Annotated in this window: 25 protein-coding genes and 1 tRNA gene; 7 read left to right on the forward strand and 19 right to left on the reverse strand. The window is 68.8% G+C overall.

Annotated elements, in window-relative coordinates:
- The first annotated feature begins 10 nt into the window (after positions 1-10).
- Complete coding sequence (locus CXP56_RS05080; RefSeq protein ID WP_281168971.1) at positions 11-1,051, forward strand: asparaginase; 1,041 nt, start codon at positions 11-13, stop codon at positions 1,049-1,051.
- Positions 1,052-1,159: 108 nt separating this feature from the next.
- Here the strand turns inward: CXP56_RS05080 and galT are convergent, their stop codons facing one another.
- From galT to CXP56_RS05105, 5 genes are all read right to left on the reverse strand, one after another.
- Positions 1,160-2,188 (reverse strand): galactose-1-phosphate uridylyltransferase, encoded by a 1,029-nt coding sequence (gene galT, locus CXP56_RS05085; RefSeq protein ID WP_028846616.1) that lies wholly within the window; start codon positions 2,186-2,188, stop codon positions 1,160-1,162.
- Between the two features lie 10 nt (positions 2,189-2,198).
- The gene (locus tag CXP56_RS05090) at positions 2,199-2,702 is read right to left on the reverse strand and encodes a GNAT family N-acetyltransferase (RefSeq protein WP_028846615.1); all 504 of its coding nucleotides are present in this window, start codon (positions 2,700-2,702) and stop codon (positions 2,199-2,201) included.
- Positions 2,703-2,832: 130 nt separating this feature from the next.
- Positions 2,833-3,342 carry an SRPBCC family protein gene (locus tag CXP56_RS05095; protein WP_028846614.1) on the reverse strand — a complete coding sequence of 170 codons (510 nt, stop codon included), beginning with the start codon at positions 3,340-3,342 and terminating at the stop codon, positions 2,833-2,835.
- A complete protein-coding gene (locus tag CXP56_RS05100; protein WP_156899103.1) occupies positions 3,339-3,677 on the reverse strand; it encodes an ArsR/SmtB family transcription factor in 339 nt (112 codons plus the stop codon). The genes CXP56_RS05095 and CXP56_RS05100 overlap by 4 nt, the downstream gene beginning before the upstream one ends.
- A gap of 111 nt (positions 3,678-3,788) precedes the next feature.
- Positions 3,789-4,541: a TetR/AcrR family transcriptional regulator gene (locus tag CXP56_RS05105; protein ID WP_028846612.1), complete on the reverse strand. Its 753-nt coding sequence runs from the start codon at positions 4,539-4,541 to the stop codon at positions 3,789-3,791.
- A gap of 314 nt (positions 4,542-4,855) precedes the next feature.
- Between CXP56_RS05105 and CXP56_RS05110 the strand changes: the two genes are divergently transcribed.
- From CXP56_RS05110 to CXP56_RS05125, 4 genes are read left to right on the forward strand one after another with little or no spacing between them, the layout of a single operon-like run.
- Positions 4,856-5,959 (forward strand): alpha/beta hydrolase family protein, encoded by a 1,104-nt coding sequence (locus CXP56_RS05110; protein WP_038044502.1) that lies wholly within the window; start codon positions 4,856-4,858, stop codon positions 5,957-5,959.
- Positions 5,960-5,965: 6 nt separating this feature from the next.
- The gene (locus CXP56_RS05115; RefSeq protein ID WP_286900091.1) at positions 5,966-7,345 is read left to right on the forward strand and encodes an FAD-binding oxidoreductase; all 1,380 of its coding nucleotides are present in this window, start codon (positions 5,966-5,968) and stop codon (positions 7,343-7,345) included.
- Complete coding sequence (locus CXP56_RS05120) at positions 7,333-7,923, forward strand: hypothetical protein (protein ID WP_156899102.1); 591 nt, start codon at positions 7,333-7,335, stop codon at positions 7,921-7,923. The genes CXP56_RS05115 and CXP56_RS05120 overlap by 13 nt, the downstream gene beginning before the upstream one ends.
- Before the next feature lie 41 nt (positions 7,924-7,964).
- Positions 7,965-9,686: a GMC oxidoreductase gene (locus CXP56_RS05125; RefSeq protein ID WP_286900094.1), complete on the forward strand. Its 1,722-nt coding sequence runs from the start codon at positions 7,965-7,967 to the stop codon at positions 9,684-9,686.
- Between the two features lie 156 nt (positions 9,687-9,842).
- Here the strand turns inward: CXP56_RS05125 and CXP56_RS05130 are convergent, their stop codons facing one another.
- Positions 9,843-13,136, reverse strand: coding sequence for an efflux RND transporter permease subunit (locus CXP56_RS05130; RefSeq protein WP_286900095.1), 3,294 nt, complete (start codon positions 13,134-13,136; stop codon positions 9,843-9,845).
- A gap of 110 nt (positions 13,137-13,246) precedes the next feature.
- On the opposite strand from CXP56_RS05130, the gene CXP56_RS05135 reads away from it, so the two are divergent.
- Both CXP56_RS05135 and CXP56_RS05140 read left to right on the forward strand, forming a co-directional pair.
- Positions 13,247-13,744 (forward strand): MarR family winged helix-turn-helix transcriptional regulator, encoded by a 498-nt coding sequence (locus CXP56_RS05135; protein WP_028846609.1) that lies wholly within the window; start codon positions 13,247-13,249, stop codon positions 13,742-13,744.
- A gap of 124 nt (positions 13,745-13,868) precedes the next feature.
- Positions 13,869-13,942: transfer RNA gene (locus CXP56_RS05140), tRNA-Arg, on the forward strand.
- Between the two features lie 76 nt (positions 13,943-14,018).
- Here CXP56_RS05140 and CXP56_RS05145 read toward each other — a convergent pair.
- The 13 genes from CXP56_RS05145 to CXP56_RS05205 all read right to left on the reverse strand — a co-directional run bounded on the left by CXP56_RS05145 (position 14,019) and on the right by CXP56_RS05205 (position 21,757).
- Entirely contained in the window at positions 14,019-15,170 is a 1,152-nt protein-coding gene (locus CXP56_RS05145) for a site-specific integrase (protein WP_286900098.1), read from the reverse strand.
- Positions 15,170-15,343, reverse strand: a complete 174-nt coding sequence (locus tag CXP56_RS05150; RefSeq protein ID WP_169725239.1) for a hypothetical protein — start codon at positions 15,341-15,343, stop codon at positions 15,170-15,172. Before CXP56_RS05150 ends, CXP56_RS05145 begins: the two co-directional genes overlap by 1 nt.
- On the reverse strand, positions 15,343-15,525 hold the full coding sequence (locus tag CXP56_RS05155) for a helix-turn-helix domain-containing protein (protein WP_028847529.1): 183 nt from the start codon (positions 15,523-15,525) through the stop codon (positions 15,343-15,345). The genes CXP56_RS05150 and CXP56_RS05155 overlap by 1 nt, the downstream gene beginning before the upstream one ends.
- The gene (locus CXP56_RS05160; protein WP_286900101.1) at positions 15,509-16,864 is read right to left on the reverse strand and encodes a replication initiator; all 1,356 of its coding nucleotides are present in this window, start codon (positions 16,862-16,864) and stop codon (positions 15,509-15,511) included. Before CXP56_RS05160 ends, CXP56_RS05155 begins: the two co-directional genes overlap by 17 nt.
- 76 nt (positions 16,865-16,940) lie before the next feature.
- On the reverse strand, positions 16,941-17,183 hold the full coding sequence (locus CXP56_RS05165) for a hypothetical protein (RefSeq protein ID WP_286900103.1): 243 nt from the start codon (positions 17,181-17,183) through the stop codon (positions 16,941-16,943).
- A gap of 149 nt (positions 17,184-17,332) precedes the next feature.
- Positions 17,333-17,566: a hypothetical protein gene (locus CXP56_RS05170; RefSeq protein ID WP_286900105.1), complete on the reverse strand. Its 234-nt coding sequence runs from the start codon at positions 17,564-17,566 to the stop codon at positions 17,333-17,335.
- Between the two features lie 73 nt (positions 17,567-17,639).
- Positions 17,640-19,097: an FtsK/SpoIIIE domain-containing protein gene (locus tag CXP56_RS05175; RefSeq protein ID WP_286900108.1), complete on the reverse strand. Its 1,458-nt coding sequence runs from the start codon at positions 19,095-19,097 to the stop codon at positions 17,640-17,642.
- A gap of 170 nt (positions 19,098-19,267) precedes the next feature.
- Positions 19,268-19,447 (reverse strand): hypothetical protein, encoded by a 180-nt coding sequence (locus tag CXP56_RS05180; RefSeq protein ID WP_028847533.1) that lies wholly within the window; start codon positions 19,445-19,447, stop codon positions 19,268-19,270.
- A 3-nt stretch (positions 19,448-19,450) separates the two neighbouring features.
- Positions 19,451-19,714 (reverse strand): hypothetical protein, encoded by a 264-nt coding sequence (locus CXP56_RS05185; protein WP_156899189.1) that lies wholly within the window; start codon positions 19,712-19,714, stop codon positions 19,451-19,453.
- Positions 19,715-19,733: 19 nt separating this feature from the next.
- Positions 19,734-19,892, reverse strand: coding sequence for a hypothetical protein (locus CXP56_RS05190; RefSeq protein ID WP_156899190.1), 159 nt, complete (start codon positions 19,890-19,892; stop codon positions 19,734-19,736).
- 161 nt (positions 19,893-20,053) lie between these two features.
- Positions 20,054-20,200, reverse strand: a complete 147-nt coding sequence (locus tag CXP56_RS05195; RefSeq protein WP_156899191.1) for a hypothetical protein — start codon at positions 20,198-20,200, stop codon at positions 20,054-20,056.
- Between the two features lie 202 nt (positions 20,201-20,402).
- Positions 20,403-20,840 (reverse strand): hypothetical protein, encoded by a 438-nt coding sequence (locus CXP56_RS05200; protein ID WP_286900113.1) that lies wholly within the window; start codon positions 20,838-20,840, stop codon positions 20,403-20,405.
- 152 nt (positions 20,841-20,992) lie between these two features.
- Positions 20,993-21,757 carry a GntR family transcriptional regulator gene (locus CXP56_RS05205; protein WP_286900115.1) on the reverse strand — a complete coding sequence of 255 codons (765 nt, stop codon included), beginning with the start codon at positions 21,755-21,757 and terminating at the stop codon, positions 20,993-20,995.
- Positions 21,758-21,983 lie beyond the last annotated feature (226 nt).

Raw genomic sequence — 21,983 nt, forward strand, 5'->3', positions numbered from 1 at the left:
CCGGGTGAGCCTGTCATCGCCAGCCGGATCCGGCCGCCCCACGCTTCGTGCCGACCTGCCGCCGAAACACGAACCACTCGCCTACGTACTGCGCTCGGGTCTGGTCGAGAGCGTGCACTACGGCTCGATGATCGTGCTGGGGCCGGATGGCGACGTGGTGTTCGCGACCGGGGAGCCGGATGCGGTGCACTATCCCCGCTCGGCCATGAAACCGGTACAGGCGGCGGCCATGGTGCGGCTCGGTCTGCGCTTGCCGCCGGACCTGCTGGCGCTGGCCGCGTCCAGCCACTCCGGGGAACGACGGCACGTCGACGGGGTTCGCCGGATCCTGGCCGAGGCCGGGGTCGGTGAGGACGAGCTGCGCAACCCCGCGGACCGCCCGCTCGACCAGGCGGTGCGTGACGCGCACGTGGCGGCCGGGCAACCACCCAGCAGGCTGGTACAGAACTGCTCTGGCAAGCATGCGGCGATGCTGGCCACGGCGCGCGGCAACGACTGGCCGACCGCCGGCTATCTCGACCCTGCGCATCCGCTGCAGCAGGCGATCGCGGCGACGGTCACGGAGCTGGCCGGTGAGCGTCCGGCCCATGTGGCCGTCGACGGCTGCGGAGCGCCGCTGTTCGCCGTCACGCTGCGCGGGCTGGCACGTGCCGCCGCGGCCATCGCCACCGCGCAGCCGCAGACGGCCGAAGCCGCCGTCGCCGAGGCGATCCGCCGTCATCCCGAGATGCTCGGCGGCACCGATCGGTCGGTGACCAGGCTGATCCGGCAGGTGCCGGGGCTGATCGCCAAGGACGGGTACGAAGGCGTGCAGATCGCGGCGCTGCCCGACGGGTCGGCGGTGGCGGTGAAGGTCGCCGACGGCTCACCACGCCCGCGTGACCAGCTCACCGCCGCCGGGCTGGTGCTCTGCGGGGTCGAGCCGAACCGGGTTGCTGGGTTTCTCGCCGACGCGGCCGGTTCCGGCGGTGACGGCGTGCGCCTGGCCGGGACGCTGGCCGAGCGGGTGGCGCCGGTCGTCCAGCGGTCCGGCGTGGTGCAGCCCGGCTGACCGCCCGGCTGGTGCCTGCCTGGCTGGCTTTTCGGTTGGTGTGCTGGTTGTCCGGCGGGCGGCTGTCGGTTGACTGTCCGCCCGCTGCCTGCCCGGCCGGGTCGCCGATCAGCCAGGAAGTTCGCGCAGCCGCCGGGCGGTGTCCTCGGGGCGGACGTCGTTGAGGAACGCGCCCATCAACGTCTCGACGCTGGCCAGGTACTTCAGCTTCTCCGCGGCTCGCCGCGGCGAGACCAGCTCCAGCCGCAAGTAGGCCATGTCCCGGTCGATGGCCACCGGGGCCTGCTGCCAGCCGGCGAGGTAGGGCAGGGGTTGGTCGTAGAGCGCGTCGAGTTTGCGCAGCAGCCGCGGATACAGCGACGCGAAGTCCTGCCGCTCCACCGCGGTGAGCTCGGTCAGGTCGGCCACCTGCCGGTTCGGGTAGACGTGCAGCTCCACCGGCCACCGCGCGGCCTCCGGCACGAAGGCCGTCCAGTGCGTGGTGTGCTCGACGATGCGCACCTCCGCGTCCAGTTCGTTGGCCAACACCTGGGCGAACAGGTTGCTGCCGGTGCGGTGGTAGTGGTTGCGGGCCTGTTCCAGCATCCGCCGGGCCCTGGGCGGCACGAACGGGAACGCGTAGATCTGGCCGTGCGGGTGATGCAGCGTCACCCCGACCTCGACACCCCGGTTCTCGAACGGGAAGACGTGCTCGACACCGGGCTGGGTGGTCAGCTCCGCCGTGCGGTCCGCCCACGCGGCCAGCACCAGCTCCATCCGGTCGTCCGGCAACGAGCCGAGCGATGCGGTGTGGTCGCTGCTGAAGCAGATCACCTCGCAGTGACCGCCGGGCGGGGTGAGCGACGGGAAGCGGTTGTCGAAGACCACGACTTCGTAGTCCTCGGCGGGAATCTCGGTGAGCCTGCCTTCCCGCGAAGGACACAGCGGGCACTCGTCCGCCGCCGGCAGGTGCGTGCGGCCCTGCCGGTGGGTGGCGACCACGACGTACTCGTCCTGCAACACGTCGTGCCGCAGCTGGCTCTGCGCGGACAACGGCGGCAGGTCGCGCTTGTCCTCCGCGGACCGATCGGCGCCGGGCTCGCGGTCGAAGTAGATCAGCTGCCTGCCGTCGGCCAGACGGATCGTGCTCTTGTGCATGTGCCGAACGCTACCCGGCCTCGCGGAACATCACGTGCAGGCCGACGTATCCGTGTTTGCGGCTGCGAAACGCCCCGGGAACCGTGCCGATGATGCGGAAACCCAGCGACTGCCACAGGTGCACCGCGGGGGCGTTGGTCTCCACCACGGCGTTGAACTGAATGCCCCGATAGCCGCTGCGATTGGCCCAATCGATCATGTACTCGCCGAGCGCGCGGCCGATGCCCTTGCCGTGCCGGTCCGGGTCGACCATGAACGAGGCACTGGCGATGTGCGAGCCCGGGCCCGGCCGGTTCGGGTACATGGTCGCCGAGCCCACGATCCGCTGGTCCGGGTCGGTGTCGTCGACCGCGACCACGGTGTGCGCGGGCGGCTCGAGCTGCATCCACAAGCGTTCGGCGCTGTCCTTGTCGATCGCGGGATCGTAGGTGTAGGTCTCTTGTTCGGCGACGATCCGCTGGAAGAACGGCCAGATCGAATCCCAGTCCTCAGGTTCCGCCTGCCTGATCTGCATGGCGCCAGCTTGCCCAGCCGCGTCGCGGGCGGGCAAGCGAATTTCGTCCGGCTTGTCGCACCTGGTCCGACGCGTCGCGGGCCGGCCGGTGCGACGCTTCCGGTCCGCCGCGGTGGCCGGCTGGCAGCCCTCAGCCGAGGGTGGCCAGGATCTCGTCGATGCGGTCGTAGGACTCCTGCATCCCGGATTCCATGCCGGAGGCCAGCACCGCGTCGCGGACCTCGCGCGAGCCGTACTCGCACACGGTGGTCACCGTGGTGCGGCCGTCGTGCTCGTCGAACGTCACCGTGATCACCGCTTCCGGGCTGCCGTCCGCGCCGCCACCGAGCTCGGCGGGCATGTTCAGCCAGCGCTCGGTGTAGACGGCGCGCCGCGGCGGATCGATTTCGCGATACGTGCCGCCGAAGACGACCTCCATGCCGTCCGGGCCGCGCTGGCCGAATCGCCAGGATCCGCCCGGACGGAGGTCGATCTCGGTGATGTGGTTGTCGTACTTCCGCGGCCCCCACCAGTTGCGCACGTGCTCCGGCTTGGTGAAGGCGTCCCACACCAGCTGGCGTGGTGCGTCGAACGTCCGGGTGATGACGATCTGGGTGTCGGCCGGGGTGGTGATGACCGCGCTGCCCGTGGTGCCGCTCATGGGGTGTCTCCTTGGTGCCGGATGCGGTCCAGATAGTCGTCGAGGCGCCGGTAGCTGTCGTCGAAGAACTGCTGGTAGTTACCGACCCAGTCCGCCACCTGACGCAACGGGGCGGCCTGGAGCCGGCACGGCCGCCACTGGGCGTTGCGGCCGCGGGTGATCAACCCGGCACGTTCCAGCACCCTCAGGTGCTTGGAGACCGCGGGCAGGCTCATCTCGAACGGTTCGGCCAGCTCGCCGACGGTGGCCTCGCCCTCGGCCAGCCGCGCCAGGATGGCACGCCGTGTCGGGTCGGCCAATGCCGCGAAAACCACGCTGAGCTGATCGTTCGCCATGGAAACCATCTGGTTAATTAACTGATCGGTTCAATGTACGCCGACGGTGGAGTGCGGTCAAGGGGTGTGCGTCTCCGGCCGGATCGCCCCGGGCGGCCGTGGTCCTGCCGGTCAGGCTGCCGGCAGCTCCTGCGGGTCGAAGCCCATGGCGATCATCATCGCCCGCAGGTGCCCTTCCCACACGTGGTCGATGTCGTTGCGCAGCCAGTTGAAGTGGCCGAACAGCTCCAGCGTGAGGTGGCCTTGCACGGTCACCTGCGCGCCCGCCGTGATCGCGGCCACCTGCGGATCCAGGTGCAGGCCGAGCTTGTCCCAGTGCGCCACCAGGTCCGGGTCGAGATCCGGGGTGTAGGACAGCAAGCTGCGCTCGAGGTCGATCGCACCCGCGGCGACTGCGGAAGCCACCGTGCGCAGTGCCACGCTGAGGTAGCGGAACGCCGCCGCCTGCGTGATCTCCGGTGGGGCCTTGTACCCGGGCAACGGTGTGCCGTAGATCAGGGCGAAGTCCGACGGGTTGGCCAGCGCCCAGCCGCGGAAGCTGTTGGCGTAGGCGCGCCAGCGGCCGACGTGATCGTCCTCGGGAAGCTCGCCCACTGCCGCGCCCACCGCGTCGCCGACGGCGTGGTAGGCGTCCACGCACAAAGCGGTGATCAGGTCGTCGATACCGGAGAAGTACCGGTACAACGCCGACGGCGTGATGTTCATGTCCCTGGCCACTGCGCGCAGCGACAAGCTGGCCGGGCCACCCGCGGCCATCTGCTCGCGGGCGTACATCTTGATCTCGTCGATCGTGGCCTGGCGGAATCGCTCGCGCCGCGACGGGACGCGCTGTGGTGCGCTCTTCGCGGCTTCGGCGCTCGGCATGTCAGGCATCCTTACTCGTCGACGAGAACACCGTCAACTTTTCTGATCGCGTGTTCTTGACGGAGAACAGATTGGTTGACTACTCTCTCCGTCGAGAACAGTGTTCTCTGTCAAGACCAGTGTACAGGGATCCGACGGCAGGGGGAGGGATTCTCGCGGGGGCGGGGCCGCTTCTGGGGGTGGGGCCCCGCCTCCGGCACTGGCCCACCGTGCCCGCACGCCGGGCGGCAAGGGGCGCGCGGGCGCACATCGGTCGGCTACCGTGCTGACGCGAGGGAGCGCGCGGTGCGCAGCCGGCGGGACGGAGGTGCCAAGTGGGTCCCCAGCGTTCCATTCCGCAGTACACGCTGGACGGTGTCCGCGGCGCCGACGTGTCCACGTATCGCTACCGCACCGAGGACGGCCTGGAGCTGAGCCTGCTGCGGTTCTGCCGTCAGCCGTGCGACGACGTGGTGCTGGTGGTGTCCGGCTTGACCACGTCCAGCGACATGTTCATCATGCCGGAGCACCGGAACCTGGTGAGCTTCCTGCTGGACAACGGGTTCACCGACGTCTGGACGGCCGACGTCCGGTTCAGCAACCGGCACCCGTACAACACCCAAGGCAGGCGCGACACGCTGGACGAAGTGGCCCGCTACGACTTCGCCCCGGCGCTGGAGCTGATTGCGCGGACCACGGGCGTGGACGCGGTGCACGTCATCGCCCACTGCCTCGGCTCGACCGCCATCATGATGGCGGTGTTCGGCCAGGTCGACGGGGTGGCCGGGCGCGTGCGCAGCATCGTCGCCAACAGCGTCGGCCTGACCCCGCGGGTGCCGCTGTGGTCCCGGATCAAGTTGGCCGTGGCGCCGGTGATCCTGGAAGATCTGCTGGGGCTGCGCTGGATCGGGCCCAAGTGGAGCGAGCAGCCGCTCTGCTCGCGCGGCGGGTTCATCGCCCGCTTGATCGGCCTGTTCCACCCGGAGTGCGACACGTCGGCCTGCCACATGCTCAGCTTGATGTGGGGAAGCGGTCACCCGGCGCTGTACCGGCACGAGAACCTGCACCCGGTCACCCACGAGCGCAGCGCCGACCTGTACGGCCCGACGGGGTTCTCCTACTACCGGCACGTGGCCAAGATGGTGCGCGCCGGGCAGGCGGTGACCTACGACCGGCGGCGCCACCCGGACCTGCCCGAGGACTACTTCGCCGCGGCCGCCGAGATCCGCACCCCCGTGCTGCTCACCACCGGGACGGCCAATCGCGTCTTCACCGACTCCAACCAGGTGTGCTACGAGCGGCTGGAAGCCGTCGCGCCGGGCCGCCACGAGTTGGAGATCTTCGACGGTTATGGTCACCAGGACGTGTTCATGGGGCGGTACGTCGCGCGCGACGTCTTCCCCAGGATGGTGGACTTCCTCAAGCGTCAGGCGGGCTGATTGCACATGCGGGATCGGTCGGCCGGGCACCGCGCCTTGTCTCATGCCGCGCTGTCCTGGCTGGCGTACGACTGGGAACGGGTAGGCGACCCCACGACACGGCCACGCTGGCCGTTCAAGGTGTATTTGCCGCGCTCCACCGAGGAGGTCGTGCGGGCGGTGCGGGAAGCGGCCGCCGCGGGCGAGCGGCTCATCGTGCGCGGCAGCGGTCATTCCAGCAACGGTCTGGTCACCGCCGAGGGCGGTGCGGTGCTGCTCACCGAGCTGATGGACCGCGTCGTCGAGATCGACGAGCGGGCAGGCACCTGCACGATGCAGGCCGGGGTGCGGCTGGGCGACGTGGACCGGCGGCTGGCCGAGCGCGGACTCGGCCTGAAGGTCGTCGGTGACCACGGGGACCTCACCGCGGGTGGGTTCGCCTCGGTCGGCGGGATCAGCCCGGCGTCGCACCGGTTCGGCTTGTTCGCCGACACGGTGAGCGAACTGGAGTACGTCGACTTCGCCGGCGAGGTCCATCGCTGTGGCCGGACCGACCCGGCGTTCCGGCGCGTCCTCGCCGGCCTGGGACGGCACGGCGTGATCACCGAACTGACCGTCGAGGTGCTGCGGATCGACAAGCGGCGGACGTTGCTGCGCAACGACCGCATCGTCACCGGCAAGCTGCCGGAGTTCCTGGCCAAGGCGGCGGAAATGGTCGTCTCCCCTGGGCAGGCGTGGTACGCCCGGGCGTTCTGGATCGACCTCGGCAAGGCGGGCTGCGGCCAGATCTCGCGGTACCACCCGGCGGCGGAACGGGCGGACAGGGTGGTGCGGAGCCGTCTGGCCCGGGGCTGCCAGCGGGCGATCGGTGCCGCGACGGCGTTCCTGCCGCGGTCCGCCGCGGCGGTCGCCAAGTACGCCGGGGTCGCCGCCATGGTGCTGCCGCCGGTCTACACGACGGCCGACCGGGTCGAGCGGTTCGCGGACGAGCTGGCGGACGCCACGGTCGGTGCGCCCACCCGCATGTTCATCACGATCGCGCCGGCCGAAGCCGCCGCGGAGGTCGCCCGCGGCATGCTCGAGGCGTGCGCGGCAGCCCGCCGAGCGGGTGCGATCGGCCCGCTGACGCTGTACTTCAAGCCGATCCGGTCCGCCTACCTCAGCGGTGACCGGGACGGCGTCCGCCACGCGGAGATCACCGTGACCGCGACCGTGGACCCGGCGAGAATGACCGAGCGGGTCCTGTCCACCGTCGTCGAGCGGATCGACGACGTCGCGCTTGCGCACGGCGCCTTCCGTTACCTGCACACGCGCACCGGCTCGGATCCGCATCGCCGCAGGCGGCTGGACCCGAATGCGCGCTACGGCGACGAGGAAAGCGGCCCGGAGGCGCGATGGTTGGCTTGACGTTCCGCGAGCGGATGTCCGGTCCGTTCGTGCTCGGGGTCGCCGACGCGGAGCAGGCGGCGGAGCGTGGCCGCCGCACCGGCTGGACCATGACGCTGCACGCCGTCGTGCACATCGCGGACATCCATGCGTTCGTCGGCGCCCAGACCCCACGAGCCGGCATGTCCGGAACCGTGGCGATGCCCGGCGTGCGCGACCCGGTGCCGTTCTCCGACGGTGTGTTCGAGCTGTTTCCGGCCGACGGCACCGCGTTGATGCGCTACCAGGTGCCCTTGACCAGCGCATTCGGCGAGCAGGGCCGGTTCCATCTCGCCGGGGTGAAATGCTGGCGGGACAAACCGATGCTGCGCCGGCTGTGGTCGGACACCACCCGGCTGTCGGTGACGTTGCATCGCGGCAAGGACGCCGGTGCGGACGTCGTCGGGGCGGGGGAGCTGCGGCTGGGGTTGCTCGGCCTGCTGGGCGCGGTCGCTTCGATGCGTGCTGTCGGAGCACGCACGGCAGCGCAGTTCGTCGGGGCGGTGGGCGCGTACGGCTGGCTCTTCGCCCGCAAACTGGCGGCGGCGTACCTTCCTTGACACGCCCCGCCACGTCGGAAATTCGCCGGGAGGTTCACACGATGCGCAGCGCGGCGCCGGAGGAGCGAGCCGACGCGGTGGTGGTCGGCTCCGGGTTCGGAGGATCGGTGTCCGCATACCGGCTGGCCGAAGCCGGGTTGGACGTGGTGCTCCTGGAACGGGGCAAGGCGTATCCGCCCGGCAGCTTCCCGCGTAACCCGCATCAGATGAGCCGGGCCTTCTGGGACCCCACCGAGGGCCTGCAGGGCCTGTTCGACGTGTGGACCTTCCGCGGGTTCGACTCGATCGTCAGCAGCGGGCTGGGCGGTGGCTCGCTGATCTACGCCAACGTGATGATCCGCAAGGACGAGCGCTGGTTCGTGTGCGAGCCGCTGCCCGGCGGTGGCTACGAGAAGTGGCCGGTGGGCCGTGCCGAGCTCGACCCGCACTACGACGCCGTCGAGCGGATGCTCGACGTGACGCCGTATCCGTTCGAGTCTCCCGCATACGCGAGTTCGCGCAAGACGCAGGCGATGCGGGAGGCGGCGGAGAAGCTGGGTCTGGAATGGTCGCTGCCGCCGTTGGCGGTCAGCTTCGCCCCGGCGCCGGGCCAGCCGCCGGCGATCGGCCTGCCGCTGGCCGACCCGCCGTACGGCAACCTGCACGGGGCGCAGCGCAGGTCGTGCCGCCTGTGCGGTGAGTGCAACCTCGGGTGCAACGACGGCGCCAAGAACAGCCTGGACCACACGTATTTGTCCGCGGCCGTGGCGAAAGGGGCGGAGATCCGGCCGCGCTGCGAAGTGCGCACGATCGAGGCATTGGACGGCGGCGGCTACCGCGTCGGCTATGTGGAGCACTTGCCGGAGAACGAGGGGCGCGACGTCGACTGGGACGAGATGCCCCGGCGCAGCATCGTGTGCCGGAAGCTGATCCTGGCCGCGGGCACCTACGGCACGACGTTCCTGCTGCTGCGGAACCGCGCGACGCTGCCCGGCCTCAGCGATGCGCTGGGCACGAAGTTCTCCGGCAACGGCGACCTGCTCACCTTCCTCACGCCCGCCGATGACGACGCGGAGAACGTGCGGCAGTTCGGTGCCACCGAAGGGCCGGTGATCACCAGCGCGTTGCGCGTACCGGATGCCGTCGACTGCGACGACGTGCCGGAGGACTGTCGTGATCGCGGCTTCTACATCCAGGACGGCGGGTACCCCGCGTTCGCCGAGTGGATCGCCGAGACGTCCGGGCCGAAAAGCCTGTGGCGCATCGGGGCCTTCCTGGGCAGGTGGCTGCTCACCGCGCTGAAGCTGGCGCCGGACAACAGCCTGGGCGCCGAGCTGTCCGACTTGCTCGGTGACGGTGTGTTGTCCGCGGGTGCGTTGCCGCTGCTCGGCATGGGCCGGGACGTCCCGGACGGCGTGATGACGCTGGACGGCGACCGGCTCGACGTGCGGTGGAGTTCGGAGACGAGCATGGCGTACTTCGAGCGCCTGCGGTCGACCATGCGGCGGATCGCCGAGGTGTTGGGCACCGGGTTCGTGGACAACCCGATGTGGTTCTTCCGTCGCATCGTCACCGTGCATCCGCTGGGCGGCGCGCCGATCGGTGACCACCCGGGCGAAGCGGTGTGCGACGCCGACGGGGAGGTGTTCGGCCACCCCGGCCTCTACGTCGCGGACGGCGCCGCGATGCCGGGGCCGGTCGGGCCGAACCCGTCGCTGACCATCGCGGCGATGGCCGACCGCATGTGCACCCGGATGCTCGAGCGGGCCGGCAGGCCGGCCTGAGGCCACCTCCGGAGTGGGGGAGGGAACCGCGCGGCCGGAGCCGCCTGAGCGGCACCCGCCCGCTGGACGGCGGGCGGCGGTGCTCGCCGGTGGCATGCCGGGCCCGCGGTGACGGCAGGCCGATCGACCCGCCCGGAGGCGGCGGAGCAGCGTGCGCTACTCCGCCGCGCTCGGCTTGGCGATGCGCCGGCGGAATCCGCGGCGGATCCGTTCCTTGCCGCCCTCGACCAAGCTGTACAGCGTCGGCACCAGGACCAGCGTGAGCAGCGTCGAGGTGAGCAGGCCACCGATCACCACGATGGCCAGTGACTGTGCGATGAATCCGCCGGAGCCGGTCAGGCCGATCGCCATCGGGATCAGCGCGCAGATGGTGGCCACCGCCGTCATCAGGATCGGCCGCAGCCTGCGCCTGCCGCCCGCGATCACCGCATCGCGCACCGACATGCCCTGTGCCCGGTACTGGTTGATCAGGTCGATCAGCACGATGGCGTTGGTCACCACGATGCCGATCAGCATCAGCAACCCGATCATGGCGGGCACGCCGAGCGGGGTGTCGGTCAGGCGCAGCAGCCCGATCGCGCCGGTGGCCGCGAACGGCACCGACACCAGCAGGATCAGCGGCTGCACGAAGCTGCGGAACGTGGCGACCATGATGATGAACACCAGCGCGATGGCGATCAGCATGGCCAGCTGCAGGTCGGCGAAGGCCTCCTGCTGCTCGGCGCTGGTCCCGCCGATCTGGTAGTCGGTGCCGTCCGGCAGGCCCAGCTCCCTCAGCGCCACGGTGATCTCGTTGGTCACCGCGCCGAGGTCGTCGATGTCGGCGGCGGCGGAGATCGTCACCGCCCGTTCGCCGTCCAGCCTGCTGATCTGGGTGGGCCCGTCGACTTCGCGCACCACGGCCAGGTCGGAGAGCCGGACCGGCCCGGCCGCGGTCGGGATCTCCAGCTTCTCGATGTCGGCGATCGTGGCCGGCTTCCGCTGTGCCGACGCCAGGACCAGATCGACGGTGCGGCCGTCGACCGTCACCTCGCCCACCGGGCTGCCGCGGAACGCCTGCGCGACGTACTGGCCGATGGTCGCTTCGGACAGCCCCAGCTCGGCGGCCTTCTCCTTGCGCACCGAGATCTGCACCCGAGGTGCGGCATCGCTCAGGTCGGACGTCACGTCGCGTAGGCCGTCGATGTCGGTCATCACCGCCTCGACCTGCTCGGCCGCCTCGGCCAGCGCTTCGCGGTCGGACCCGGTGACGATGACCTCGACGGCGTTGCCGCCCATCTCCTCGTTGCCGCCGCGGATGCCGACGGTCACGTCGCCGACACCGTCCAGCTCGGCGATCCGCTCCCTGAGCTTGGCCTCCACATCGGGGGTTTCCGCCTCGTCGTCGACCGTCACCGAGAACGTGGCGCGATCGGCGGCGGCACCGATGCCGCCGAGCATCGGGTTGCCCGCCCCGATGTTCGCCTGGTACGAGGCGACCTCGTCGGTCTCGGCCAGCACCCGCTCGATCTTCTTGGCCGCGCGGTCGGTGGTCGCCAGGTCGGTGCCCGCGGGCATGGTCATGCTGACCTGCGTGGTGTCCCGGCCGGTGGAGTCCAGGAAGTTCGTCTTCAGCCCGGGCAGCAGGAGCCCGGTACCGATCAGCACGGCGATGCCGATCAGGATGGTGACCGCGCGGAACCGCGTGGCGAACCTCAGCACCGGGATGTAGGCCCGCTGCAACGGCGAGCGCAGCTCGGCCGCCTCGGCCTGCGAGCGCACCCGCTCGCGTGCTTCCTCGTCGTCTTCCGCCCCTGCCTGCTTGGGCCGCCGGAGGAACCAGTAGGCCAGCACCGGGATGACGGTCAGCGACACCAGCAGCGAGGCGAGCAAGGCGACCGTCACGGTGATGGCGAACGACGAGAACAGCTGGCCGACCAGGCCGGAGACGAACGCGATGGGCAGGAAGACCGCCACCGTGGTGAGTGTCGACGACGTCACCGCGCCGGCGACTTCCCGCACGCCGTTCAGCACCGCGCGATGCTTGGGTTCGCCGTAGCCGAGATGCCGTTTGATGTTCTCCAGCACCACGATGGAGTCGTCGACCACGCGGCCGATGGAGATGGTCAGCCCGCCCAGCGTGAGCATGTTGAGCGAGTAGTCGCCGATCCACAGCGCGATCAGCGCGATGACCACCGACAGCGGGATGGACACCGCGGTGACCAGGGTGGACCGCAGCGACAGCAGGAAGATCATGATCACCAGGACGGCGAAGACCAGGCCGAGGACGCCTTCGGTGGTCAGGTCCTCGATGGAACGCTCGACGTAGGGCGACTGGTCGAACACCACGGTGATCTCGGTGTCGTTGCCGAGCTGTGCGGCGATGTCGTCGATGCGGTCGCGCACCTCGTGCGAGATCCCCACCGCGTCGCCGTCGGTCACCATGGTGATCGACAGGCCGAGGCTCGGCTTGCCGTTGGTGCGGGTCAGGCTGGTGGCTTCCTCCGGCTCGAGGCGGACCGAGGCGACGTCACCCAGCTTGACCGGCTGCGGCCGGGCCTGACCGGCCGGTCCCTGCTGCCCGGTGGGAGCCTGCTGCCCGGCGCCGGGTGCCTGCTGCGCGGCGGGGTTCTGGCTACCGAGCGTCCCCGCTGGGGCCTGGCCGGCGGGGTTCGGCCCGCCGGCCCCCGGCGCCTGCGCCCCCGGGCCTTGACCCGGCGTGGCCGGGGCGGCCGGTGGCAGGTACAGATTCTCGATGTCGGCGATGCTGGTCAGCTTGCTGCCGACCTGCACGGTGATCGACCGGTTGCCTGCGGTCAGGCTGCCTGCCGGCACCACGACGCCGTTGGCCTGCAGGGTCTGGACGATCGCGGCGGTGGTCAGTCCGCGCTCGGCCAGTTCGTCCGCGTCCGGCTTGATGACCACGCGATCCTCGCGCGCGCCGGTGATGGCGACGTCCGCCACGTCGGGGATCGCCTCCAGCTCGGGGACGGCGATCCGTTCCAGCTTGTCGGCGAGCTTGCGTTGGCCGTCGCCGTTGCTGACGGCCAGCACGAGCACCGGGATGTCGTCGGTGCTGCCCGCGACGACCTGCGGCTCGGCACCCTCCGGCAGCTCGTTCTCCACCTCGGCGACGGCGGCCTTGATGTCGTTCACCAGCTCGTCGGGGTCGTTGCCGTAGTCGAAGGCGACCCGCACGGTGGAGACGTTCTCCGCCGAGACCGACGTCAGTTCCTCGACCGAGTCCAAACTGCGCAGCCGGTTCTCGATCGGCTCGGTGACCTGGTCCTCGACCGTCTCCGGCGGTGCGCCGGGGTAGGGCGTCACCACCGAGACCATCGGCAGGCTCAGCGACGGGAACAGCTGCTGCTTGAGCTGCGGAATGGCGAACACGCCGACGGCGCTGATCACCAGCGAGATCAAGATGACCAGTGCGCGGTTGGCGAGGCTGAGCCTGGTCAACCCGGTCATGGCGAACCCCTTCGGTCGAACGGCGGACGTTCGTTTCGCGTGATGCTAACATTTAGCCTCAGGCGAAATTTTTGCGCGTCGCAGCAGTCGACCGAGGCTGGGAGGGCGCCGTGACGGGGTCGGGCGAGCGGGAGCGACTGGTGACGAGCCTGGCCTGCCTGCAGCGCGATCTGGCCCGGGCGCTGATCCCCGATCATCAGCCGCCGTTCGTCACGTCGTCGCTCACCATGCAGCAGTTACGCCTGGTGGTGCACCTGGCGCTGGACGGGCCCGCGTCCAGTCACGAGCTGGCGGCCAAGTTGCGGGTCGCCATGGGCACGCTCACCGGGATCGTCGACCGGCTGGTGGCGCAGGGGCTGGTGGCGCGCAGGGTGGACCCGGACGATCGCAGGATCCGCCGGGTGGAGCTGACCGACGAAGGGCAGGCGATGGCCGACCGCATGCTGGATGCGGGGGCCGCGCAGTTCCGGCGGGTGCTGGAACGGCTCGACACGGAGACGCTGCGCCAGTTCGAGCAGGTGATGCACTCCCTGATCGCGGCGGCCAGGCAGCTGCGCGACGAGCGAAGCGGGGACCGCGCCGGACCGGTGCGGGAGGGCCGCCGGTGAGGTTTGACTGGGGAGGTGACGGCGCCGGACGAACGGGTGAGGAGCGGCCCGACACGGCGGCCACGCCCTCGCGCGCCCGGCGACCGGATCGATAAACTAACGGGCGTGCGGTCACCGCACGGATGCCTCCGTAGCTCAGCTGGATAGAGCAAGAGCCTTCTAATCTCTTGGTCGCAGGTTCGAGTCCTGCCGGGGGCGCAGAAGACCAGGTGGAACGCACGTGGGCCGATCTCCGAGGAGATCGGCCCACGCTTTACCCCCATCTTTGCCCTCGTCACTCGGGCGCGATGACGTCGAGCGCTGCCGCCGCCGCTCCCCCGACCACTCCGCGGTTCATGTAGACGTCCTGGGTCATGCTCACCTGGGCGTGGCCGAGGTAGTCGGCGATCTGTCGTGCGGTCAGCCCGGCCTCATCGAGGTGGGTGGCGACCAGGTGGCGGAAGGCGTGCGGGTGCAGCCCCTCCCAGGGGGTGCCCTTGACCGCCATCCGGAGCTGCTTGCGGGTGTTGTCCGGATCGCGCAGCGTGCCCGTGGTCGAGGGGAACACCCACGAGCTGGTGCCGGCCGCCGCCCGGCGGCGCAGGACCTCCCCCGCCCAGGCCGGGAGCTTCAGGGTGCGCATCCCGGCGGTGGACTTGGTGTGCGGCTGCACGATCAGCCCGCTGCCCGGCACGCGGATCACCGTGCCCTCGATGCGGATCGTGCCGGCGTCGAGGTCAACCCGGCTCCAGTCCAACGCCAGCAGCTCGCCGATCCGGCAGCCGGTCGCGGCCAGCAGGCCGACGAGGTCGACCAGGTCGTGCTGCCGCTCGGGAGGCAGGGAGCGCAGGTGCTCGCGGAGCTTGGGCAGCTCCTCGGCCGACAGCACCGGCCCGGCCTTCTGCCCGGGGGCCTTCTTGCCGCCGGCGGTGAGCCCCGGGACGTTGCGGATCGGGTTGCTCTTGATGGCCTCGTGCCGAAGCGCCAGGTCGAAGATCCCCGTGAGCACCACCCGGGCGTGCTTGGCGCTGCCCAGCCCCGTGTTGTCCCGGATCGCCCGCAGCACCCGATCCGCGATCCCCACGGTGACCTCACCGACTTGGAGATTGCCGACCGCCGAGGCCAGATCCCGTTCCCACGCCTGGCGGTAGGTCTCCTTGGTGCGCAGTGCCTTGTCTGACTCCTGAAGATCCCGCAGCCACAGCGCCGCCACCGCCGCGACCTTCGACCGGCTGGTGATCTCCTCACTGCTACCAGCCCGGGTACGGTCCCGCAGGGCCTCCTTGAGCCTGTTCTCCGCGTCGGCCTTGCTCCTGCCGATCCGCTCGACTGGGCGTGTCACCCCGTCGTAGTCGCGGTAGTTGGTGCGAGCCCGGACCCGCCTGGGGCCCAGCTTGTACACCCGGATCTTGCCGTGCGTGCCGAGCGGCAGCGGTGGCCGAGGCATCAGCGCACCTCCTTCGGCTCCGGTGGTAGGGCGGCGTCCAGGTAGAGCCGGCCCTGCTCGGTGGCGCCGCGGTTGGGGTAGATGTCGCTGACCCGGTGCACGGTGAGCACCTGGGCCAGCACGGCAGCGGCGCGGGTGAGTTCGGTCGGGGTGCCCATGAGCCGGATCTGCATCAGGCCACCGCCTTCTTGACCTGCTCGGCCACCCACTGCATGACGTCCTCAGGGCGGTACCGCACGTACTTGCCCATCCGGCAGCCGGGTGGCCCGTAGCCTTTGGTGCGCCATTGGTAGAGGGTGTTGACGGGGATGCCGAGGATGTCCGAGAGGTCCTCGACGCTAAGCAGCTTGGGCATGGTCGTTGTCCTTTCGGTGTTTGAGTGCTCGGTGTTGGCGGATGCGGGTGGCGATGGCGGCGGCTAGCTCGCGTTCGGCTTCGTTGGTGTAGCCGACACCGTCGAAGCGCCAGTCGTTGATGACGAGGACGTCGTTGGGGTCGAGTTCGGCGGCTGCGAGGTTGGTGGCCAGTCGCCAGGTTCGGCGGGCGGCGCGAAGTTGGCCGAAGGTGACGGAGTAGCGCCGGGATTTGGTGAGGAAGTGGCCGCGGAAGCCCAGCATGTGTGCCCAGCGGCGCAGGTTGAGATCGGCGTAGTTGTCGAGGCTGCCGAGGTCCCAAGCGGTCTGGATGATGCGCCGGTGGTGGTCGGACACGTCGAGGTAGTCGATGTCTTCTTGGCTGCGGATGGGTCGATCGGCGGCTTCGCTTTTGCCGGTGCCTTTGGTGGCGTATTTGGCGACGTATCCGGCGAGCGCTGCTTCGCTGATCGACCCGTCCGGCCCTTCAACCCGTTGAACGGTGGTGGGGTTGACTCGGCGGATGTCGACCTGTTCGCCCCACGCCAGGTCCAGGGCCTGCCCGTCGGGCCGGTGGGTGGTGATGGTGACCGAGGCGGCGGCTGCTCGGATAGCCGCATCCAGCACGTCGAGGGTGGCCCACTCGGGTGTGGGGTCAGCTGGTCCGTCCGGCCCGTCGAGACGGATGACGGCGTGGAAGTGCACCAGTCCGCGCCGCTGGTATTCGGCGACTTTGCCGTAGGACAAGCGCAGGTACTCGCCAACCTCTCGAACTCGGATGCCGGCGGCTTTGGCGAGTTCGCGGCGCAGCCGCTGGGTGAAGCGCGCCCAGAGCTGGCCGGCATGGGCTTGCCAGAGGACGGCGCCGACGTAGTCGTAGGTGTGGGGGTCGACGGGCGTGCCGATGATCGGGTTTGCCGGGTGGTGGTACTGGCCGCACCCGGTGCAGGGCATCGAGCGGCCCCGACGTGATGTGCGGACGTTGTGCACGGCACCGAACGATGGTGCGGTGAGGGTGACGAAGGCACGGGGTTTGTCGGTGACGCTGGTGGGGATGCCTTTGCTGCCACCAGCCAGCCCGGCGCGGATGAGGTGGAAAGCGTCGGCGGCGTAGCGGTCGGCGCAGGTGGGGCAGACACTTTCCCGGCGGTTGCCGCACGCGACGAAGACGTCGCCCTCCGCGTGGTAGATCGGTGCGCCGGTGGATTTGTGTTCCAGTCGGTGGGTGCCGGTCAGGCGGATGGGTTTGGCGCATCCGCCAACGGATTCGACTTGGTGGCGCCAGTGGATGTAGTCGGCCCGCCGCACACGGGCGGCGATGTGATCATCGAGCGTCAGCATGGGGTGGTGACCTTTCACCGAAGGGGCTGGCCACCCCGCGCATGGATCGGCCGGGGTGACCAGCCGATCCAGACATTCACTTGCGTTTGAGCGGGTGTAGCGCGCACCAGCGGGCAAGCTGGGTCCGTCCTTTTGCGGTGAGCGCTAGGGGCGTGACGGGACGGCGTATCGCCCCGTGCAGACAGGCGAGGGTGTCTCGCTTGCTGCCGCACCGGATGAGCCCGGCCGCGATGAAGTGGTGCACGAGGTCGTCATCGACGGCCTTACGGACTCGGTCGGGCTCGGTGAACACCATGACGAAGTCGGTGTCGTCCAACATCCCGTAGCGACCGTCACGAACCTCGGATAGCACCTCGATGGCCGCGTCGGGTGTGTGCCGCCGAGGCCGTGGTGTGCTCGCGGTGGGGCGCGTCGACGGCTGGGGTGGTATCTGTTGTGCCGTTCCGAATAGAGCGAGCTGTTCGTGGTTCATCGTCGTAGCCCCCTGGCTTGTCGACCGAGGGTGCCGCCGAGTTCGCGTCGGGCAAGGTCGCCCAGGACGAACCCGGTCCCTAGCGCAATCCCCAGCAGGAACAGCGCAACGATGCGGAACTCGCTGCCCGCCCCATAGACGCGGTGCACTGCCCATAGCAGCAGCGCGGTAGGGATGAGCACGCGCAGCCACACCCATGCCCGCCAGAACTTGAATCCGAGACGCCACATGGCTATTCGCTCCCTTCGTTAGTAGGTTGTTCGCCGGTCCCGTCGCAGGCAGGGCATGGCGTGCTCAGGTGCCCTAGCTCGGGGTATGGCTGGTAGAACTCGGCTGGATCGAATCCAGAGCCGCCGCACGCGTCGCACACTCCGTCGGGCAGCTCCGGCGGCTGCTGCGTGGTCCGCATGTCAGGCCGCCCCCCCGCAAGGTGACGACCTCGCCCGGCTGCTCGGCCTGTTGGCCGGGGCGGAGGAACTGGATCAGTTCGTCGATCTCGTCGTCAGAGACGTACGCGGCCCGCACTCGCTGGGGTGCGCGGGTGCGCTGGCGGATGACATAGCCGATTCCGGCGGTGTCCGGGGTGTTGGGAATCTCGTCGGCCAGCGCTCCGCGCTCGCGGGCACCCTCGCCAAGGACCATGTCCACGTGCGAAGCACTCGTTACGCGCAGGCACACTCGCGAGGTGAACAGGTCACGCATCGGCACGATGTCCTTGGAGGGCTCCTGCACGAACCCCCACAAGACATGCCCGGTGGCGCGGCCCTGCGACCCGATCAACGCCATCGGTTTCCGCAGCTCCCGCGCCGAATCCCCGTAGGCGAGCAACGCGCCAAGTTCGTCGGCGATGAGGACGTTCAGCGGCGTTTCCCGGCTCGGGGTGAACGCTCGCTTGCCCTGCTCTGCGGTCGCGTGCTGGACGCGTTCCATGTCCTGTCGAAACGCATGAAACAGATCGACCGCGTCGTCGGTGTTGTTGGCGTAGCCATGAGCCACCGGCTGCAGAGCAGCGAACTCGGTTTGTTTCGGATCGGCCACCCACAGCCGCACGATCCCGTCGCGGATCAGCGGGGCCATCGCGCGCATCTTCGACCACGCAAGGGAGTTCTTACCCGCCCCGGACGCACCCGCGACTAGCTCGTGCTGACCAAGGACCGGCACACGCCAGTCTCCACCTTGCTCGGTCTCTCCCACATACACCGAGGTGAGGTCCACCGCGTCGGGGTCGTGCACCATCTCCGGGGCGTCGATGACCTCGGTGAACGGTTCACGCCGCTCAATGATCAGCGCGATAACCCGGGGTTTGATGCGTTCGATCGCGATGCGCTGAACGTTCAACGCGACCGCCAACTCCGGAAGTTGTTGTTCCCACTGGCGGGCGTGCTGGCCGGGCACGAGCTTGACGTAGACCGTGTCCACGTTCTGGGAGTAGGCGCGGACCCGCAGCACGCGCGGCACCAGCAGCTCACCGGTCTTGCGGTGCTGCCGCACCAGCTCGCAATCCTGCAAAGCGTGCGACCAGCGCGGACCGATGTAGCTGGTCCAGCGGCGGCGCCACCCGCGCAGCAACGGCGCAGCAAGCGTGTCGAAAGTCGCCGGGTGCGCCCGGTACCAGGCGGCCATGCCCAGCACGGCACCGCCGAGGATGCCGCCAGTCGGCGCGTAGCCAAGTTCGATCGTGCTCGCCGCGACCCCGCCCGGTAGCGCGATCGCGCCGGGATGCCGAGCTGCCCAGGCAGCCGCTTTCATCTCCCGGCCCATCCGTCGCTTCGTGGTGGTCGTGGGTTGAGTAGTTGTGCGAAGCATCGGTTGTTGTCCCCTTCTTCCAGTGCGTGGAAAGGGGGGCGACCGGCCCACGCCCCTCATCGCAGAAGGGCTCGGGCCGGTCGCTACCCCAACTCGTGCTGTGTTCACTTGTCGCCGGATAGGCGCTAATTCAGGGCGATGCGGGAGTCCTCCAAACCCACCACCAGCCGCGCCACGGCGATAGCTGTCTCGTCGTGCTGCCTGCGGAAGCCGTGCTTGTTCACCGGCACACCGCGCATCGCGCGCTTCAAACGGCGCATCGACGCCGAGATACCGTCGAGAATTCGGTCCAGCTGAACGGACATCGGTCACAGCCTCCATTCGCGAGAAATTAGTTCTGCCTCGTGGTTCTTCGCGACCTTGCGTAACTCGCTGATCTGGTCCATCGCCTTCTTCTGGAAGGAGCGCAGCTCCTGCGCCGTGCACGCCACCCAGCTGCCCTGGGACTTCTTCCGGTCCAGGCGCTTGATGTGCTGGTCGCACTCAATCAGCGCCAACATCACCTCGTCGGTCGCTGACAAAAAGTCGCGGTAGCGCTCCATCGCTACCTTGTTCACAATCGCGTTAATCACATCGACACCCTTCGTAATCTCAGACCTTGATGAGCCCCTTGGCCGATTCCAGATCGGCCACCAGGAATCGGACAGCGTTACCAACTGCCACCATCGCTTCGCGGTTAACCTCCGCACGCTTCTCGAAATCGATGAGCGCCGAATAGGCGGCGCGAATGATGTTGTCGATGCACTCCATGAGCCCCTACCCCTTCCGTAACACTGTCTGCGCAAACTCCAAACCAGCACAAAATCCGTCGCGATATCCCGCCGGTGCGTGCGCGTCGTTCGCGAACTCCCGTCGAGCGCGCTCGAGGCGCTGGACGTAGCGCCTGCGCAACCGTCGACCATTCACCCTGCTCATCTCTTCGCCTTCTCCTTCCCGCCAGCCGCGATAAGCACTGCGACGCTGGCCGCGATCGTCGCCACCCCTCCCACCGGGGAGGCGACCACAAGCGCCCATAGCAACACGGCAACAATCGGCCAGAACAGCAAATCAACGATCATTTCGACAACCTCCCGAACAGACTGTGGTGAGACCCCAAAATCCCCAAGGAGAACTTGGGAATTAAGGCGCGCCACCACAGCTGGCGCGTGTTTTAGGCATAGATCGGCCCACTCTGGAATTGTCAAACTGCAAATTTGCGCCCTCGCCCGACTCGAAACGGGCCGCCAACCTCACGCGATTTGGGGAGGGCTAGAAGATCCGCTAGGCCGCTTTGCTCGCCTTATCCGCAGCTGACGCAGCGCTACCCGAACCCGCAGGCGGCTTCGTGGCAACGGGACGCGCCGCGGGCTTCAATCCGTCGGCCTTCCACCAGATCCCCGCGTTCGAGATCCGGCCGTCGTCATCTCGCATCTCAAAGGTGTTGATCACCGGGTTGATGAGCTCCACGAACGTCCCCAGATCAAAGCCCTCACCCGGATCACACGGCAGGTTCACCTTGATCTCCTCGCCATCCTTCCGGCGCGGCTGCCCCGGCACGGGCTTCGGCTTCGCCAGCAACATCACCACAAAGGGCTGATCAAGCTCGACATCATTGCGATCCTTCGGCCGATACGGCGAACCGTCCGGGTTCGTCTTACCCTCCGGCTCCCCCGTCACCATGAACGTGTAGCCGCTCGTCACAACCGGGATGTCCCGCATCACTAACCTCCTAGCTTCTGTACAGAACAAGATGCCTTAATTAGACCTCGGTTCTGTACAGAGGTCAAGAGGGTTCTGTACAGACATTGCTAAAGCAAACGTAGAAGAGCGAGAGGACGACGTGCTGAGCACGCCGTCCCCGTCCTAGCTGGTCAGTTTGCTTCTGAGCTGAACTTGTACTCCAACACGTAGGAGCCTGAGTCAAGGATCATCTCGTTAACCTCTACCGGGCTGTTCTCGGCGGTGTAGGCCGTCCGCGCAATCACGATCACAGGCGTTCCCTGCGATAGGCCGAGCGCTCCGACCTCATCCCCGCGCGGCATGCGCGCACGCAACTCCTCCCGGAAGTGGACAGGCTCATGCCCCAGTTCCTTCAGGCGCGCGTACGAGCCACCCGGCCCGGTATCGATCTCTGTAATCCGCGACCCCGCTACCAGGTCAGCCGGGTAGTACGACGTCGCCAGCTGCACCGGCCGCCCCTCGACAAGGTACTTGCGCCGACGGACCGTCACTTTCGCGCCCGACTCCAACTCCAGTACATGAGCAATGTGTGCCGGAGCTTCTTCCTGCGTCACCTGGACGTCGTCGGCGACGGGGCGATCCTTGACATCCGAGCTCCAGATCGAGCGTCCGGCTCCCCACACGGACGTCTTGAGCCGGTCCGGTGACACCCGGCGGATCGGCCTGAACTCGCGAACGTAGGTGCCCGATCCCCGGCGCGCGATGATCAGCCCCTCGTTCTTCAGCACGTCCAGTGCGCGACGAGCGGTCGGCTGCTCCACCCCGTACTGAGCCATCAACTCGTTCTCACCAGGAACCTTGCTGCCCGGAGGAAGCTCACCACCATCAATGCGCGCCCGCAGCTCGTCCGCGATCTCCCGATATCCGTAGCGCCCCTTGCGCGCCTCATCGGCCATCCCGGCTCACCTCCCTCCGGAGCTACTGAAACTCTTCCCACGGTCATCGTTTAGTTCTGTACAGCACAGGCTACTCCTCAGCGCCTCCCACACCGCCACACGGGGCCACAGCCCATCACACCCCCGACCGCAGCCCCGGTCTGCGTGTTCAAACTTTCTCTACTTGTTCAAGGCGGCCCCCTGCGGGGGCCGGGGGCCCCCCCGCGCCGGGGGGGTGGGGGGCAGC

Source organism: Thermocrispum sp., assembly GCF_002919275.1.
GTDB lineage: Bacteria > Actinomycetota > Actinomycetes > Mycobacteriales > Pseudonocardiaceae > Thermocrispum > Thermocrispum agreste.